The following is a 14,756-nucleotide window of genomic DNA, read 5'->3' as shown; positions in this document are numbered from 1 at the left end:
CCGATAGAGGCCGGGCGCGACAGCGGCATTCCCCCGGATGCTAATGTCCTTGTGCCCGCCTCGCCCTTTTACTGGCAGGCAGCCCGCTTCAGCGGGTAATCGATGCCTTTCAGTTTCCCCTTCGACATCCCCTCGATGCGCGCATCAACGCCGTCACCGCTGCGCTTGTAGATAATGCGCTGCGGGAAGTCATGCGACGGGTTCTCGAACACCACTTCGCCATCCTCCAGCTTCACGGCCGGAAAGGCCGCCTCAGCCTGATTGTGCGGTTTGGCCACATACGCCAGCTTGCCCGGCTCGACCTCGCGGATCACCACGAATTCCCAGCCGACGGTCTTGCCGTTCTTGATCGTGCGCGCGGTGCTCAACATCGTGCCGCCTGCCGGCGTCGACCAATGCTCACCCGAGCCTGGCTCACCGCCCACCGAGGCCCAGCAACCTGCCAGCCAGTTCAGGCTGTCGATCGGCGCAGCGCATGCCGCCGCCCCGGCGCAGGCCAGTACCAGTCCGCAGATAAATTGTTTGCGCATCGTCCGCCTCCCCCATCCATGTTGAGCATTAACAATATTACACTCGGATCAGGCAATTGCTCGTCAAGAAGTGAAGAAGGAGTTAATATTTTTCAAATTTTTCTACGAGGTGAGCGATGACAGAGCATCAGTTGAATCCCGCAGTGAATGCCTTTCTCGGCAAGGCCACAAGCTGGAAGGACGAGATGGCGAAACTGCGGGAAATCGTCCTCGAATGCGACTTGAATGAAGAAATGAAGTGGGGCCAGCCGTGTTACACGCTGGATGGAAGCAATGTGGTGCTGATCCATTCATTCAAGGAATACACTGCGCTGCTGTTCTTCAAAGGCGCGCTGATGAAGGACCCCAACGGCATCCTGATCCAGCAAACTGAAAATGTGCAATCCGCACGTCAGATTCGCTTTACCAGCCTCAAGGAAATTACCAGGTCGGCCAAAATCCTGAAGGCTTATATCCAGGAAGCGATCGCTGTTGAGAAATCTGGCCAGAAAGTCGAGTTCAAGGAAACGAAGGAGTATCCGGTGCCGGAAGAACTGCAGATTAAATTCGACGAACTGCCCGCGTTGCGCGACGCCTTCTATGCCCTGACACCCGGCCGCCAGCGCGGCTACCTGCTGCACTTCGCAACGCCCAAGCTCTCCAAAACCCGTGAATCAAGAGTTGAAAAATGCATGGACCAAATTCTCGAAGGGCGAGGACTAAATGATTGATTTATTACGCGATCTCTCGCCAATCCTGATTCCGATCATTGCCCTGTTCATACCTATCGTCGGCATTATCGCGTGGGCGGTAGTCAGAGTGACACGGCTGAAATTACTCCACGAAACCGTCCGCCACCTCAGCGCGAACGGCCAGCCCATCCCCCACGAACTGCTGAACAAAATCACCGGCAGCAAAGACTAAAACCGCAGTCAAAATTCGGGGTCAGGTTTGTCATTCGGACACGCGCGCCCATTGTTTGATTTGGATCAATACGCGAAATCGCTCAATTTTGCGTATTGATCTGGCTCAAACAATCTGCTCGGATGTCCGAATGACAGAGCTGACCCCGAATTGCAAAGAAAAGCCCGCGGAGGCGGGCTTGGGGGATTAGCCGTGCAGCGGCTTATAGCGGATGCGCTTGGGCTTGGCGCCTTCTTCGCCGAGGCGTTTTTTCTTGTCGGCTTCGTATTCCTGGTAGTTACCTGCGAAGAAGGTGACCTGGGAGTCGCCTTCGAAGGCCAGGATGTGGGTGGCGATACGGTCCAGGAACCAGCGGTCGTGGGAGATCACCATCACCGAGCCGGCGAACTCGAGCAGGGCGTCTTCCAGCGCGCGCAGGGTTTCCACGTCCAGGTCGTTGGACGGCTCGTCCAGCAGCAGGACGTTGCCGCCCATTAGCAGCGTCTTGGCCAGGTGCAGTCGGCCACGCTCACCGCCGGACAGGTTGCCGACGATCTTCTGCTGGTCCGAGCCCTTGAAGTTGAAGCGGCCCACGTAGGCGCGTGACGGCATTTCGAAGCGGCCCACGCTCAGGATGTCGGCGCCGCCGGAAACGGCTTCGAACACGGTCTTCTCGTTGTCCAGCTTGTCGCGGCTCTGGTCCACCAGCGAGATCTTGGCGGTCTTGCCGATCGCCACTTCGCCCGAGTCCGGCTGCTCAACGCCGGCGATCATCTTGAACAGCGTCGATTTGCCGGCGCCGTTCGGGCCGATGATGCCGACGATCGCGCCCGGCGGAATGGTGAACGACAGGTTGTCGATCAGCAGGCGGTCGCCAAACGCTTTCGACACGTTCTTGAACTCGATCACATCGTTGCCCAGTCGCTCGGCCACAGGGATGAAGATCTCCTGGGTCTCATTGCGCTTCTGGTATTCGTATTCGCTCAGCTCGTTGAAGCGGGCCATGCGTGCCTTGGACTTGGCCTGGCGCGCCTTCGGATTCTGGCGCGACCATTCCAGTTCTTTCTGCAGCGCTTTCTGGCGCGCGGACTCAGTCGCTTCTTCCTGCTTCAGGCGTGCCTGTTTCTGGTCCAGCCACGAAGAGTAATTGCCCTTCCATGGAATGCCATGGCCGCGGTCCAGTTCCAGGATCCATTCGGCGGCGTTGTCGAGGAAGTAGCGGTCGTGGGTGATGCCGACTACGGTGCCCGGGAAGCGCACCAGGAACTGCTCCAGCCATTCGACGGATTCGGCGTCCAGGTGGTTGGTCGGTTCGTCGAGCAGCAGCATATCCGGTTTGGACAGCAGCAGCTTGCACAGCGCCACGCGGCGCTTTTCACCGCCGGACAGTACGCCGATCTTCTGGTCCCACGGCGGCAGGCGCAGCGCGTCGGCGGCCATTTCCAGCTGCAGGTTCAGGTTGCCGCCGTCGGCTGCGGCGATGATCGATTCCAGGCGTTCCTGCTCCTTCGCCAGCGCGTCGAAGTCCGCGTCCTCATCAGCGTAGGCGGCGTACACGGCTTCCAGCTGGGCTTGCGCGCTGAAGGCTTCGCCCAGGCCGGACTCGACTTCCTGGCGCACGGTCTTTTCCGGGTCGAGTTGCGGTTCCTGTGGCAGGTAGCCGATGTTCAGGCCGGGCATCGGGCGTGCTTCGCCCTGGATGTCGGTATCGATGCCGGCCATGATTTTCAGCAGAGTCGACTTACCGGAGCCGTTCAGGCCCAGCACGCCGATCTTCGCGCCCGGGAAGAAGGACAGCGAAATATCTTTCAGGATCTGGCGCTTGGGCGGGACGATTTTGCCCACGCGGTTCATGGTATAGACGTAGTTTGCCATCAGGAAATTCTCGGTTTTTTACAAAGGTCAACAAGGATACGCCAAACCCGGCCCTTTATCTACCTTCCCACTGCGAACAGGATGGCATTGTTGATGGCATAGACCTTGCCGTCTGCGCCCACTGCGGTCGGCGTGTAGGACTCGCCCAGTCCGCTGGTCAGGCGGATCTTTTCGCTCAGCGTGTTGGTGCTCAGGTCCCAGCGATAAAGGAAGCCGTCTTCGCTGTTTACCAGTACGGACCTGGTGAACGGATCGACGGCCGCCGTGTTGATGCACCACTCGACCACGCCGCCAGGGAAGCGTGGGTCCGGCGTGGGGCCGAGGATGGTCAGCACTTCCTTCATTACGGGTTTGCCGGAAATGAAGTCGGGCGCCGGCGTGTTGGGATCGAGGATGGCAACCTTGTTCTGCGAGTCGCCGCTGCCGGAACGGCCGTAGTTGTTGTACTTCACCATGACCAGGTAGTCGGACGTGCCCGTGTAGCTCGGTACCATGGCGCGCGGCACGATGGACGCGGTGTCGTCCCAGCCGAAGCCGCCCGGCGTTTTTGCCAGGCTCAGCGCGGCGTTGAAGTGCAGCAGCCAGCCGCGCTGGTTGTGCGCGTTGGGCACGCTTTCCAGTACGCCGATGTAGACGTCGCCGTCCGGGCCGATGGTCGGAGAAGCGGTGCCGTCGTTGCTGACGCGGGCGCGCTGGCCTGAGTCTGGATCGACCAGGCGGCTTTGGACTTCGGCTGCAGGGTCGCGGCATCGAGCGCAACCAGGTAGCCATCCGTGCCGGCGGTCTTGGTGACCACGTACAGGGTTTTCTGGTCGGCCGACACGGCGGGCGCGCTGTTCATGGCAACGGCGGTGATCAGGGAATCACCGCTGGCATCGCTGGCGCTGACCCAGCTGCCTTTGCCGTCCGCCCCGAGGCGGGCGATGCCGCTGACCAGGTTGAGGCTGTTGCCGGCATTGGCCAGGAAGCCGAAGTAGAGGTTGCCTGCGCTGTCGGCCGTGATCGGCGTGTTGATGAAGATTTGCTGGTCGAGCGCGGCGCGGTTGGCGGCATAGTTGGCGTCGCCGTAGAAAACGGCGGTTTGCGTGGTGGCGCTCGCCGAATCGGCATCGTCGCGGTAGTAGATCTTCCCGCCCGCACCCGGCGCGATCATGCGGTTGGACGCGGTCAGCGTGACGTTGTAGCTGGGCGTCCAGACATGGGCAGGCATCATGTAGTCGCTGTCCATGCTCCACAGCAGGGTGCCGGAGCCGCCGTCGTGCGCCTCGATGCGGTACAGCTCGGCGACCGCGCGCTTGACCGGCACGATCACGGTGTTTTTCGGGGTGATCACGGGCGAGCCGTAGTGCACCAACAGGTAACCTTGCGGCGAATACTGGGGCGCGGTGTCGACGGCGGTGCGCCACACGATGCGGCTCAGGGGCTGGGTGGCGATGCCGGATTGCGCGGTGTGCTGGGCGTTGCCGGCGAACGAGAGCCATGCCGGGCCGTTGACAGGCGTGTCCGTCGCTGGCGGGGGCAGTGTCGTGCCGCCGGATGTGCCGCCACCACCGCCGCCGCAGGCGATCACGGTTGCCGCCGTGACGACGGCCATGACGGACGCGGCCAGGGCGGTCCGCTTGCGTTGCTGCTGCATTCTGTCTCCTCACTATCGTTATGAGCGCAAGGTTGCATCTTTATGGCAAAAAACTCAAGCCCAGTTGAGTCGGATACACTGGCGTTACTTTGGAGACTATGAACATTACCCTGCGCCGTGGTGTGCGCGGCGCGGTTGGGCTGGCGCTGTGTGCGGTGCTTGCCGCTTGCGAGCGCAATAGCGGGCCGCTCGCGCCGCCGTTTGCTGGCCGGGACGCGGCGCGGGCTGCGGCGGCGGCACGGCTTGCGCCCTCGCCGATCCTGTTCGTCGCCCCAGGTTCCCCTGCATACCGACTTCGCGGCGCGCCTGTCCACCTTCGCCAACCACCTGCCCGGCGCTGCGCAAGCCCCCCGCGGCGGCGGACTGATGCTGCGTTACCCGGACGGCGCCCTGCGCGACCTGACAGCCGAAGCCGGCTTCAGGAATGTGGCGGTACGCGAGCCGACGGTGCATTGGGACGGCAGGCGTGCCGTGTTCAGCATGCTGTCCGGCGCAGTCTGGCAGCTGTACGAAGTGAGCGGTTTCGCGCCCGGCGAGCGAATATCGATGCGGAAGATTCCGGGCCAGCCGGAGCGGTACAACAATGTGTCGCCGTTCTACGACTCCGCGGGCCGCATCCTGTTCACCTCCGACCGCCCGCGCAACGGCGACCCGAAACTCTATCCGCAGCTGGACGAATACGAAGCCACGCCCACGACCACCGGCATCTGGCGACTGGATCCGCAACGCCGAGAGCTGGCGCTGCTGAACCACGCGCCCAGCGGCGCCTTCAGCCCCTCGCTGGACAGCTTCGGCCGCATCATCTTCACCCGCTGGGACCACTTGCAGCAGGACCAGCTCGCCGAGCGCGACCGCGACGCCGTGCACAACGGCGTCGCCCTGCCGTTCCGCTCCTTCAATTACGACAGCGAACGCAGCAACGCCAGAGCGCTGGCCTCGCGCGAAGAGAGATTCCCCGAGTCGCGCGCAGGCAGCTCAAGCGCTTACGGTGAAGTAAGCGCCTACATCAGTAATTTCTTCGCACCCTGGGCGATGAACCAGGACGGCAGCAACGAGGAAACGCTGAACCATATCGGCCTGCACGAACTATCCTTCGGCTATCAGACGCCCAGCTTTCGTGGCGACCCCGCACTGTCCAGCCGCACCAGCGACAAGTTGCACGCCAACCGCATCGCGCTGCGCCGTGAAGGTGGGCTGTTCCACTTGCGCGAGGATCCAGCCCATCCGGGTGAGTACTTGGCCACGGCCGCACGCGAGCAGGATTCGTTCACGACCAATGCGCTGGTGCGCCTGAGTGGCCCACCGGGCGCGAATCCCGAGAAAATGACGCTCGCGCCGCTGACCGAGTCAGCCGCCAGCGATGTGCTGAAAGGCGGCCGCTACCGCAATCCGCTGCCGCTGTCCGACGGCAGCCTGGTCGCCAGCCGTACCGCCAGCGTGCGCGCGCGCCGAACCCGGCGGCACGCTGGACGGCCTGCGCCTGACCTGGCTGGAGCGCGACTCGAGCGGCCTTTACCGCGCCGGAGCACCGCTGACGCAAGGCATCCGCCAAGGCGGTGTGGAGCTGTGGGAATTGGAAGCGGTGGAGGTGAGGGCGAGGCCGCGTCCGCCCCTCACGGCCAGCACGCTGGAAACGCCGGAGCGTGCCGTGCTGGCGGAAGAGAAAGTCAGCGAGCAGCAGTTGCGTGACTGGCTCGTGAAGAATGAGCTGGCGCTGATCGTCACGCGCGACCAGACTGCGCGCGACCGGGCGGAGCGGCAGCAGCCGTACAACCTGCGCGTCCCCGGCGGCAAGAAGACCACGGCGCCCGATACGCCGAACGCGCGCGTCTACGACATCAGCCACTTCCAGATCTTCCAGGCCGACCAGGTGCGCGCCTATCCCGGCCGCGAAGGGCGGCGCGTGTTGCCGCAGCCGATGCACGACGGCCTCAATCCTGCCAACGCAGAAGGCCCGGCGGGCAGCGTGCGCATCGCGGCGGATGGTTCAACTGCCGCCTTCGTCCCCGCCCGCCGTGCGCTGACCTGGCAAACCGCGGACGCACGAGGCAACGCGGTGGTCCGCGAGCGCAACTGGGTCACTTTCCAGCCAGGCGAAATGCGCACCTGCGCCGCCTGCCACGGCGTGAATACTGCGACCCAGGCCGGGCTGGGTAATCCGATCAACAAGCCCGAAGCGCTGCGCGCACTGCTGGCCTACTGGAAAACTATGCAGCGGCGCTAGCGCGGCGGCTGGTCCACAGTCCCTCGGCCATATAGACGGCCAGGGCGCTCCAGATCACGATGAATCCGGCCATGCGTTCGGACGAGAAGGCTTCATGGAAGACCCACAGGCCGAGCAGCATCTGGATGGTCGGCGACAGGTACTGCAGCATGCCCAGTACCGCCATTGGAATGCGGCGCGCGCCGGCGGCGAACAGCAGCAAGGGAATGGCGGTGATCGGGCCGGCCGCTGCCAGCAGCCAGCGGGTGCTGTCGCTCGGTGCATTGAGGAAGGCGTTCTGGCCGGTCACGGTAAGCCAGGCGACATAGGCGAGGGCCAGCGGGAACAGGATCAGGGTTTCGAAGGACAAGCCCTCCAGAGCCGCCAGCGCCGCAGTCTTGCGCAGAAGGCCATAGCCGCCGAAGGTGCAGCCCAGGATCAGGGCGATCCACGGCAGCTGGCCGGCCTGCACCGTCAACCACAGCACGCCGGCCGCAGCGATGGCGACCGCCAGCCACTGCCCGCGGCGCAAATGTTCCTTCAGCACGAGCTGCCCCAGCAGCACGTTGACGAGTGGATTGATGAAGTAGCCCAGGCTGGCATCGATCACATGGCCATTCTTGACCGCCCAGATATAGACGAACCAGTTCGCGCTCAGCAGCAGGGCGCTGGCGATGAAACTCCACACCACTTTCGGCTTTTTCAGCACATCGGGGAGCCAGCGCCACTGGCTGCGCGCGGTCAGCACGATCACGAGAAATAGCAGGGACCACAGCATGCGGTGGGCCAGGATCTCCATCGGCGGCACGTCGCCGATGGCGTGGAAATAAAGGGGAAACAGGCCCCAGCACAGGAAGGCCGAGGTGGCATACAGAACACCGGGATTCACGGACGGGCCCCCGCATATGGCGCGCCGCGACCCTCGCGCCGGCAGTAAAGTGATGTCGCGCGTTGGGCGGCTTTGCTGATTTGCATGATTTTCTTTCCGTAAAGGAGGAAAATAACACAATTGCGGAAATCGCACCGGGCGCCCTCCAGCTTGCAATTTGACCGGGGATGGCCTATTGTGCAACGCACCAAACCTTCGTAAGGTGAAAACTTGACGTCGCAACAACATAAGAAAAGCAGCCTGGCGGCTCTGACATTGGCGGCGGTCGGTATCGTATATGGCGATATTGGCACCAGCCCGCTCTACACACTCAAGACCATTTTCGATCCGACTCACGGTCTGGCCCTGAACCACGACAACTTGGTGGGTGTCGTCTCCCTGATCTTCTGGGGCCTGACGATGATCGTTTCTCTCAAGTACGTCAGCCTGGTGCTGCGCGCCGATAACCGCGGCGAGGGCGGCATCATGGCGCTGATGGCCCTGGCCCTGAACTCCGTGGCCAAGGTGGCCGGCAAGTGGCACTTCCCGCTGCTGCTGCTGGGTACTTTCGGCGCCACCATGTTCTACGGCGACAGCGTGATTACCCCCGCCATTTCCGTGCTGGGCGCAATCGAGGGCCTGGAAGTGGCTGCCCCGGCGCTGGAGCAGTTCGTGGTGCCGCTGACCATCATTGTGCTGGTGTCGCTGTACTCGGTGCAGCGCCACGGCACGGCCGGCATCGGCCGCTTCTTCGGTCCCGTCATGGTGGTCTGGTTTATCGCGCTGGCCGCGATGGGCGTGGTCAATATCATGGATGAGCCATCCATCCTGAATGCGCTGAACCCTGTCCACGGCTTCAAGTTCCTGCTGCGTAATGGCTTTGTCGCCTTCGTTGCACTGGGCGCCGTGGTGCTGGCTTTCACCGGCGCCGAAGCGCTGTATGCGGACATGGGCCACTTCGGCAAGAAGCCGATCCGCATGGCCTGGTTCCTGGTCTGCTTCCCCGCGCTGGCGCTGAACTACCTGGGGCAGGGCGCGCTGCTGATCCACGACCCGAATGCGGCCAGCAACCCCTTCTTCAATATGCTGGGCCCGTGGAGCGTGTACCCGCTGGTCGTGCTGTCGACGATGGCGGCGGTGATCGCTTCCCAGGCCACCATTTCCGGCACCTTCTCGATGACCAAGCAGGCCATCGCCCTGGGCATGCTGCCGCGCATGCGCGTGCTGCACACCTCTGAAAGCGAGATCGGCCAGATCTATATCCCGATGGTGAATTGGCTGCAGCTGATCGTCGTGCTGCTGGCTGTGATCGGCTTCCAGTCCTCGGACGCGCTGGCTGGCGCCTACGGTATCGCCGTGACCGCCACAATGCTGGCCACCACCATCCTGACCTTCTTCGTGATCCGCTACCGCTGGCACCTGCCGCTGGTGCTGTGCTTTATCGCCACGGGCTTCTTTGTCGTGATGGACATCGCCCTGTTCTCCGCCAGCACGCTGAAGCTGCTGCACGGCGGCTGGCTGCCGCTGCTGCTGGGGACTGCGCTGTTCACCGTCATGCTGACCTGGCGCACCGGCCGCGAACTGGTGTTCCAGAACCTGGAAAAGCATGCGATTCCGCTGGAAGCCTTCCTGAACTCGCTGTTCATGGCGCCGCCGGTGCGCGTGCCGGGCACGGCCGTGTTCCTGCGCGGCGAGAGCGACGGCGTGCCGCATGCACTGCTGCACAACCTGTCGCATAACAAGGTGCTGCATGAACGCGTCGTGTTCTTCACCGTGCACATCGTGGAAGAGCCCTATGTGCTGCCGGACGAGCAGGTGAAAGTCACGGCCCTGGGCCACGAGTGCTATCAGCTGAGCGTGTACTACGGTTTCAAGGACGAGCCGGACATGCCCAAGCTGCTGGCCCTGTGCGGCGACAAGGGCCTGCATTTCGAGATGATGGAAACCTCCTTCTTCATCGCCCGCCAGACGGTGATCTCGTCCCCAGGGGCGGGCATGGCACCGTGGCGCGAACACTTGTTCGTGGCCATGTCGCGCAATGCGCGCGCGGCGGCGGACTACTACCAGATCCCTCCCAACCGGGTCATCGAGCTCGGTACGCAGGTGGAAATCTGAGACAACTTTTTTGTAATACTGTGTAGGGACACTGGGAAATGCCGGTAGCAGTCTGCTAAACTGCTGCTCCGGCTTCCCGACCAATACTTATAGGTAAGACAAGATGAAATCGATGCTTCAACTGTTCGCTACGCTGGCTTGCGCACTGGCTCTGACCGCCTGCGGTGGCGGCAACAATAATGACACGGCTCCCACCATTCCGGCTCAGCCAGCGTTCCAGGCGATCGACACCGTAGTCGGCACCGGCATCGAAGCCATCGCTGGCGACCAGCTGACCGTGCACTACACCGGCTGGCTGTACGACAGCACCAAGAGCGACAAGAAAGGGCACTCAGTTCGACACCTCCCGCGACAAGACCCCGTTCACCTTCACCCTGGGCAAGGGCACCGTCATCGGCGGCTGGGAAAAAGGCTTGCTGGGCATGAAGGCCGGCGGCAAGCGCACCCTGATCATCCCGCAGGACCTGGCCTACGGCCAGGCGGGCTCTGGCACTGCGATTCCGGCTTACTCGCCGCTGATCTTCGAAGTCGAACTGATTTCGATCAAGCGCTAAGCACAGCGCTCCAGGAAAAAACGGCCCGCCAGGGCCGTTTTTTTTCGCCTCAGCGCAGCATGTCGAGGTGCATGATGCCGTCCTCGTCGTAGGGTTCGGAGATGCGCTGGAAACCGAAGCTGCCGTAAAAGTCCTGCAGATGCGCCTGGGCGCCGATGCGGATGTGGTGTCCAGGGTGCTGCGCTTCGGCGCGCCGTATGCCTTCCGCCACCAGTTCACGGCCGATGCCGGCGCCGCGCGCGGCTTGGGCGGTCAGGACACGGCCGAGGGACATTTCAGGGAATTTCACGCCAGGGGCGATGCAGCGCAGATAGGCTGCCAGCTGGCGCTTGCCGTCGATGACTTGCCAGCCCAGCAGGTGGTGGGCATCCTGGTCCAGTCCATCGAGGTCGGAATAGAAGCACTGCTGCTCGATCAGGAACACTTCCTGCCGCTGCCGCAGTATTTCGTATAAATCGTTGCGGGGAATACTTTCAAAGTCCAGCCACTGCCACTCGATCATGGTCGCCTCGTTTCGTCAGAGGCGACCATTGTACGGGAGCTTTATTGCTCATTGCGCAGTTCGCCTGCCTGCTTGGCGATGGCCAGTTCGGCGCGCACTTCGGCGCGGGTACGCTGCGCTTGCGGCGGCTGGTTGAAGGGATAGCTTTCGCCGTAGGCAATCTCGCCACGTTTCAGGGCGGCGATGGTTTCCGCCTTCACCTCGGCGCGGGTCTTGGTGGACACGAAGCTGATGTCGCCCTGGTAGCCTTCGCCGCTGTTGACGGGCTCGGCTGCGTAAGATGCGGAAGCTGCGGACAAAGCAAGGGCCACAGCGGCAAAAATGGTCGCTTTCATTTCAATCTCCTTTGGGGAGGCCGGCGCCCCGTGGCGCCGGCCGAGAGGGGGGCTGCTTATACGATGTTCAGGGTCACGTCGATGTTGCCGCGGGTCGCGTTGGAGTACGGGCACACTTTGTGGGCTTCTTCCACCAGCTTCTCGGCCGTAGCGCGGTCCACGCCTGGCAGGGAAATGTCCATCTTCACTTCGATGCCGAAGCCTTGCGGGATCAGGCCGATGCCGACGGTGGCGTTGATCGAGGTGTCAGCCGGAACAGCGATTTTGTCGCGGCCGCCAACAAATTTCAGGGCGCCGATGAAGCATGCCGAGTAACCGGCAGCGAACAGCTGCTCAGGGTTTGCGCCGGCAGCGCCGTTACCGCCCAGTTCTTTTGGCGTGGTCAGCTTCATTTCGAAAGTGCCGTCGTTGGCTTTGGTAGTGCCTTCGCGGCCGCCGGTGGAAGTTGCGCTGGTGCGGTACAGAACTTGTTGGAGAGACATGGTAATTCCTTTCGGTAAATTGACTGCTATTAAGTAGCGTGCTATCGATTAGGGCTTTTTCATAATCATGTGCAGCGCCCATGAACACACTATACATAGCGTGCGATTCAATTGCAAGCTATTTTTCTAAAAATTTTTTTAGACAGCCGTTTCGAAACCTTCGAGCACGTTGACCACGTTGGTGCCCAGCTCCCGTTGCGCGCTGCCGCCTTCCAGTATAAACACGGTAGGCAGGCCCAGCCACGCCAGCCGTTCGCCGGCGCGCAAATAATCAGCCGACTGCAGGCCGAAACCGCCGTGGGGCTCGCCGGCCCAGGTATTGCCGCCCAGAGCCACGACCAGCGCTTCGGGGCGGTTCATGGAAATGCGCACGCAGGCCGTTTCCAGCGCGGAGAACCAGTCGCCTGCTTTGCTGCCCGGTGGCAGGGGCAGGTTGACGTTGTAGCCCAGCCCGGCGCCGGCGCCCGTTTCGTCCGCATGGCCGGCGAACCAGGGATAGGCGTAGCGGGGATCGGCGTGCAGCGAAAGACACAGCACATCGCTGCGGTCGTAGAAGATGGCCTGTGTGCCGTTGCCATGGTGGTAGTCGAGATCCAGCACGGCGACGCGGGCCAGGCCGTCATCCAGCAGGTGCTGGGCTGCCAGGGCTGCGTTATTCAGGTAGCATCCGCCGCCCATCGCATCCGGCCCGGCGTGGTGGCCGGGAGGGCGGGTCAGGGCAAAGCTGCCGCGCTCGCCGATACGCAGGGAATGGGCGGCATTGATGGCGCAGTCGGCGCCGGTCTTGGCGGCGCTCCAGGTGCCGGGGCCGATCGGCGTCAGCGTATCCATCGCATACAGGCCGAAGCGGGCGCCGAAATCTTCCGGTTCCAGGTCGGCGCGCAGGTTGCGGATTACCGCCAGCGAAGGGAAGGCGTCGCGGCCGGCATTGGATGGCGCCTGTGCGATCCATTCGCTCCATGCCGTGCGCAGGAAGTGCAGGTAGCGCGGGCTGTGCGCGCGCTCCAGCGAAACCGGCGGCACGCTGTGAGGGGTGACGATCTGGCCCAGGCCGCGCCGGCCCAGTTCGGCCAGCACGATGTCGGCCCGCTCCGGCTGGTCCGGCGCGGGAGCCGGGGCGCCGCCCGCCAGGATGTGGCGGAGGCGCTGTTGCGCATGCTGTTCGTTATAGAAGGTCAGCAAGGGCTGTTGGGGCAGAGGTTGCTGGCGCGGTAGGCCGTGACGTAATCGTCGAAGCTGCCGGTCTGGGTGCGCTCCAGTTCTTCCTGTTCGGCGAGCGAAGTCTGGGCCAGCTGCTCGTAGTAAGCCTGTTCTTCGGCGCTCGGCGCGTGCGCGCGGAAGTAGGCGGCGTGCTTCTCGCTCTGGCGCAGGGCGAAGTCGGAGAAAGACTTGCCATTGGAGCGCAGTTCGGCCAGCACGCGGGCGGACGGGGTGATTTCCGGGTCGTTCAGCTTGGCGACCTGGGCCTGCAGCGCCGCCATGTGCTCGCTGCCGCCGCGTTCGCGGTCCAGCAATTCGGCCACGGGACGCAGGCGCTCCATGATTTCCAGGCCCCAGTCCTTCAGCGTGACTTCGCCGCCATTGCGCTTCAGCAGCAGGCCGGGACGGCGGCCTTCCTTGACGGTGCGGCCGAAATTACGCGCCAGCAGCTCGCCGCATTCCGGCGTGATCTGCGGGCTTTCTTCCAGCGCGCAGAACAACAGGAACACGTCCAGGAAGCGGCCCGTCTGCACATTGATGCCGACCGGCTCGTAAGGGTCCACATCCATGCAGCGTACTTCGATGTACTGCACGCCGCGGTTGCACAGCGCCTGGATTGGGCGCTCGCCGGTGCGGATCACGCGCTTGGGGCGGATGGTGGAGTAGTACTCGTTTTCGATCTGGATCACGTTGGTGGACAGCTGCACCCACTCGCCATCGATCTTGGTGCCGATCTTCTGGTACGGCTCGTAAGGCTGGTTGACGGCGCGGGTCAGCGTGGCCACGTAGGAGTCCAGGCTGTTCTCGTGCGGATGCAGGCCGGATTGCGCTTCGTTCTGGTAACCCAGGTCGCTCATGCGCAGGCTGGTGGCGTAAGGCAGGTAGAGCGTGTCCGACGACAGGGTTTCCAGCTTGTGCGGACGGCCGCGCAGGAAGTTGCTGGCCAGCGCGGGCGAGGCGCCGAACAGGTACATCAGCAGCCAGCTGTAGCGGCGGAAATTACGGATCGTCGCCAGGTAGGCTTCGGACTGGTAGGCCTTGGCCGAGATATGGCTTGCGCCCTCGTTCTCGGCGAGGATGCGCCACAGGCGCTCGTCCAGCGAATAGTTGTAGTGGATGCCGGCGATGCACTGCATGGCCTTGCCATAGCGCAGGGCCAGGCCGCGGCGGTACACGTGTTTCAGCATGCCCAGGTTGGACTTGCCATACCAGGCGATTTCGATGTCCTCTTCCGGCGGCAGCTGGCAGGGCATGGACTGCGACCACAGCAGCTCGTCGCCCAGCTTCGTATAGCTGAAGCGGTGGATGCCATCCAGCTTCTGCAGGGTGGTGGCGATATCGTTTTCGGCCGGGGTGATGAACTCCAGCAGGGCTTCCGCGTAGTCGGTGGTGATATGGGGATTGGTCAGGGCCGAACCCAGGGCGGCCGGATGGGGCGTGCGCGCCAGATGGGCGGACTTGTCAACACGCAGGGTTTCTCGCTCAATGCCACGCAGGCCGCCGCCCAGCACCGCACGGTGCTTGTCGTCGGCCAGCAAGGCCAGGCGGCGAGTCAATAGATTGGACAATTGGCA

15 protein-coding genes and 1 pseudogene are annotated in these 14,756 nt (G+C 63.1%); 6 read left to right on the top strand and 10 right to left on the bottom strand.

Translation table 11 applies throughout. The features are described 5' to 3' along the window. Positions 1–68 precede the first annotated feature (68 nt). On the bottom strand, positions 69–530 hold the full coding sequence (locus ACHMW6_RS34130) for a DUF6265 family protein (RefSeq protein ID WP_395403894.1): 462 nt from the start codon (positions 528–530) through the stop codon (positions 69–71). Between the two features lie 116 nt (positions 531–646). Between ACHMW6_RS34130 and ACHMW6_RS34125 the strand changes: the two genes are divergently transcribed. After that, a complete protein-coding gene (locus tag ACHMW6_RS34125) occupies positions 647–1,240 on the top strand; it encodes a YdeI family protein (protein WP_395403892.1) in 594 nt (197 codons plus the stop codon). Beyond that, on the top strand, positions 1,233–1,433 hold the full coding sequence (locus tag ACHMW6_RS34120) for a hypothetical protein (RefSeq protein ID WP_395403890.1): 201 nt from the start codon (positions 1,233–1,235) through the stop codon (positions 1,431–1,433). Before ACHMW6_RS34125 ends, ACHMW6_RS34120 begins: the two co-directional genes overlap by 8 nt. Before the next feature lie 186 nt (positions 1,434–1,619). On the opposite strand, the gene ettA is transcribed toward ACHMW6_RS34120, so the two are convergent. The 3 genes from ettA to ACHMW6_RS34105 are packed head-to-tail and all read right to left on the bottom strand — an operon-like array spanning position 1,620 to position 4,923. Next, positions 1,620–3,287 carry an energy-dependent translational throttle protein EttA gene (ettA, locus tag ACHMW6_RS34115; protein WP_395403888.1) on the bottom strand — a complete coding sequence of 556 codons (1,668 nt, stop codon included), beginning with the start codon at positions 3,285–3,287 and terminating at the stop codon, positions 1,620–1,622. Between the two features lie 59 nt (positions 3,288–3,346). Further along, complete coding sequence (locus ACHMW6_RS34110) at positions 3,347–3,898, bottom strand: hypothetical protein (protein WP_395403886.1); 552 nt, start codon at positions 3,896–3,898, stop codon at positions 3,347–3,349. Beyond that, positions 3,844–4,923, bottom strand: coding sequence for a hypothetical protein (locus ACHMW6_RS34105; RefSeq protein ID WP_395403884.1), 1,080 nt, complete (start codon positions 4,921–4,923; stop codon positions 3,844–3,846). The genes ACHMW6_RS34110 and ACHMW6_RS34105 overlap by 55 nt, the downstream gene beginning before the upstream one ends. A 243-nt stretch (positions 4,924–5,166) precedes the next feature. On the opposite strand from ACHMW6_RS34105, the gene ACHMW6_RS34100 reads away from it, so the two are divergent. Next, positions 5,167–6,612, top strand: coding sequence for a hypothetical protein (locus ACHMW6_RS34100; protein ID WP_395403882.1), 1,446 nt, complete (start codon positions 5,167–5,169; stop codon positions 6,610–6,612). Continuing rightward, complete coding sequence (locus ACHMW6_RS34095; protein ID WP_395403880.1) at positions 6,572–7,147, top strand: hypothetical protein; 576 nt, start codon at positions 6,572–6,574, stop codon at positions 7,145–7,147. Before ACHMW6_RS34100 ends, ACHMW6_RS34095 begins: the two co-directional genes overlap by 41 nt. Here the strand turns inward: ACHMW6_RS34095 and rarD are convergent. Next, entirely contained in the window at positions 7,131–8,015 is an 885-nt protein-coding gene (gene rarD / locus ACHMW6_RS34090) for an EamA family transporter RarD (RefSeq protein WP_395403878.1), read from the bottom strand. The two genes, ACHMW6_RS34095 and rarD, sit on opposite strands and share 17 nt — an antisense overlap. Positions 8,016–8,225: 210 nt before the next feature. Between rarD and ACHMW6_RS34085 the strand changes: the two genes are divergently transcribed. Both ACHMW6_RS34085 and ACHMW6_RS34080 read left to right on the top strand, forming a co-directional pair. Then, positions 8,226–10,109: a potassium transporter Kup gene (locus ACHMW6_RS34085; protein WP_395403876.1), complete on the top strand. Its 1,884-nt coding sequence runs from the start codon at positions 8,226–8,228 to the stop codon at positions 10,107–10,109. A 145-nt stretch (positions 10,110–10,254) separates the two neighbouring features. After that, positions 10,255–10,663 (top strand): annotated as a pseudogene (locus ACHMW6_RS34080) (FKBP-type peptidyl-prolyl cis-trans isomerase). 49 nt (positions 10,664–10,712) lie between these two features. Here ACHMW6_RS34080 and ACHMW6_RS34075 read toward each other — a convergent pair. The 5 genes from ACHMW6_RS34075 to gshA all read right to left on the bottom strand — a co-directional run bounded on the left by ACHMW6_RS34075 (position 10,713) and on the right by gshA (position 14,750). Then, entirely contained in the window at positions 10,713–11,165 is a 453-nt protein-coding gene (locus tag ACHMW6_RS34075) for a GNAT family N-acetyltransferase (protein ID WP_395403874.1), read from the bottom strand. A gap of 41 nt (positions 11,166–11,206) precedes the next feature. Continuing rightward, positions 11,207–11,500 carry a DUF4148 domain-containing protein gene (locus ACHMW6_RS34070; RefSeq protein ID WP_395403872.1) on the bottom strand — a complete coding sequence of 98 codons (294 nt, stop codon included), beginning with the start codon at positions 11,498–11,500 and terminating at the stop codon, positions 11,207–11,209. 56 nt (positions 11,501–11,556) lie between these two features. Then, on the bottom strand, positions 11,557–11,982 hold the full coding sequence (locus tag ACHMW6_RS34065) for an organic hydroperoxide resistance protein (RefSeq protein ID WP_395403870.1): 426 nt from the start codon (positions 11,980–11,982) through the stop codon (positions 11,557–11,559). Positions 11,983–12,120: 138 nt separating this feature from the next. Further along, entirely contained in the window at positions 12,121–13,164 is a 1,044-nt protein-coding gene (locus tag ACHMW6_RS34060) for a histone deacetylase family protein (protein WP_395403868.1), read from the bottom strand. Then, positions 13,158–14,750 (bottom strand): glutamate--cysteine ligase, encoded by a 1,593-nt coding sequence (gene gshA / locus ACHMW6_RS34055; RefSeq protein ID WP_395403866.1) that lies wholly within the window; start codon positions 14,748–14,750, stop codon positions 13,158–13,160. Before gshA ends, ACHMW6_RS34060 begins: the two co-directional genes overlap by 7 nt. Between the last annotated feature and the right edge of the window lie 6 nt (positions 14,751–14,756).

Source organism: Pseudoduganella sp. UC29_106 (assembly GCF_044055365.1).
Taxonomy (GTDB): domain Bacteria; phylum Pseudomonadota; class Gammaproteobacteria; order Burkholderiales; family Burkholderiaceae_D; genus Rugamonas.
The sequence above is the reverse complement of the archived record's forward strand: the minus strand, read 5'-3'. Positions and strand labels throughout refer to the sequence as shown.

Excerpts from the sequence above, each read along its gene's own strand:
- ACHMW6_RS34130 (WP_395403894.1), bottom strand. The coding sequence starts at position 530 with ATGCGCAAACAATTTATCTGCGGACTGGTACTGGCCTGCGCCGGGGCG.
- ACHMW6_RS34105 (WP_395403884.1), bottom strand. The coding sequence starts at position 4,923 with ATGCAGCAGCAACGCAAGCGGACCGCCCTGGCCGCGTCCGTCATGGCC.
- ettA (WP_395403888.1), bottom strand. The coding sequence starts at position 3,287 with ATGGCAAACTACGTCTATACCATGAACCGCGTGGGCAAAATCGTCCCG.
- ACHMW6_RS34120 (WP_395403890.1), top strand. The coding sequence starts at position 1,233 with ATGATTGATTTATTACGCGATCTCTCGCCAATCCTGATTCCGATCATT.
- ACHMW6_RS34075 (WP_395403874.1), bottom strand. The coding sequence starts at position 11,165 with ATGATCGAGTGGCAGTGGCTGGACTTTGAAAGTATTCCCCGCAACGAT.
- ACHMW6_RS34070 (WP_395403872.1), bottom strand. The coding sequence starts at position 11,500 with ATGAAAGCGACCATTTTTGCCGCTGTGGCCCTTGCTTTGTCCGCAGCT.
- ACHMW6_RS34065 (WP_395403870.1), bottom strand. The coding sequence starts at position 11,982 with ATGTCTCTCCAACAAGTTCTGTACCGCACCAGCGCAACTTCCACCGGC.
- ACHMW6_RS34125 (WP_395403892.1), top strand. The coding sequence starts at position 647 with ATGACAGAGCATCAGTTGAATCCCGCAGTGAATGCCTTTCTCGGCAAG.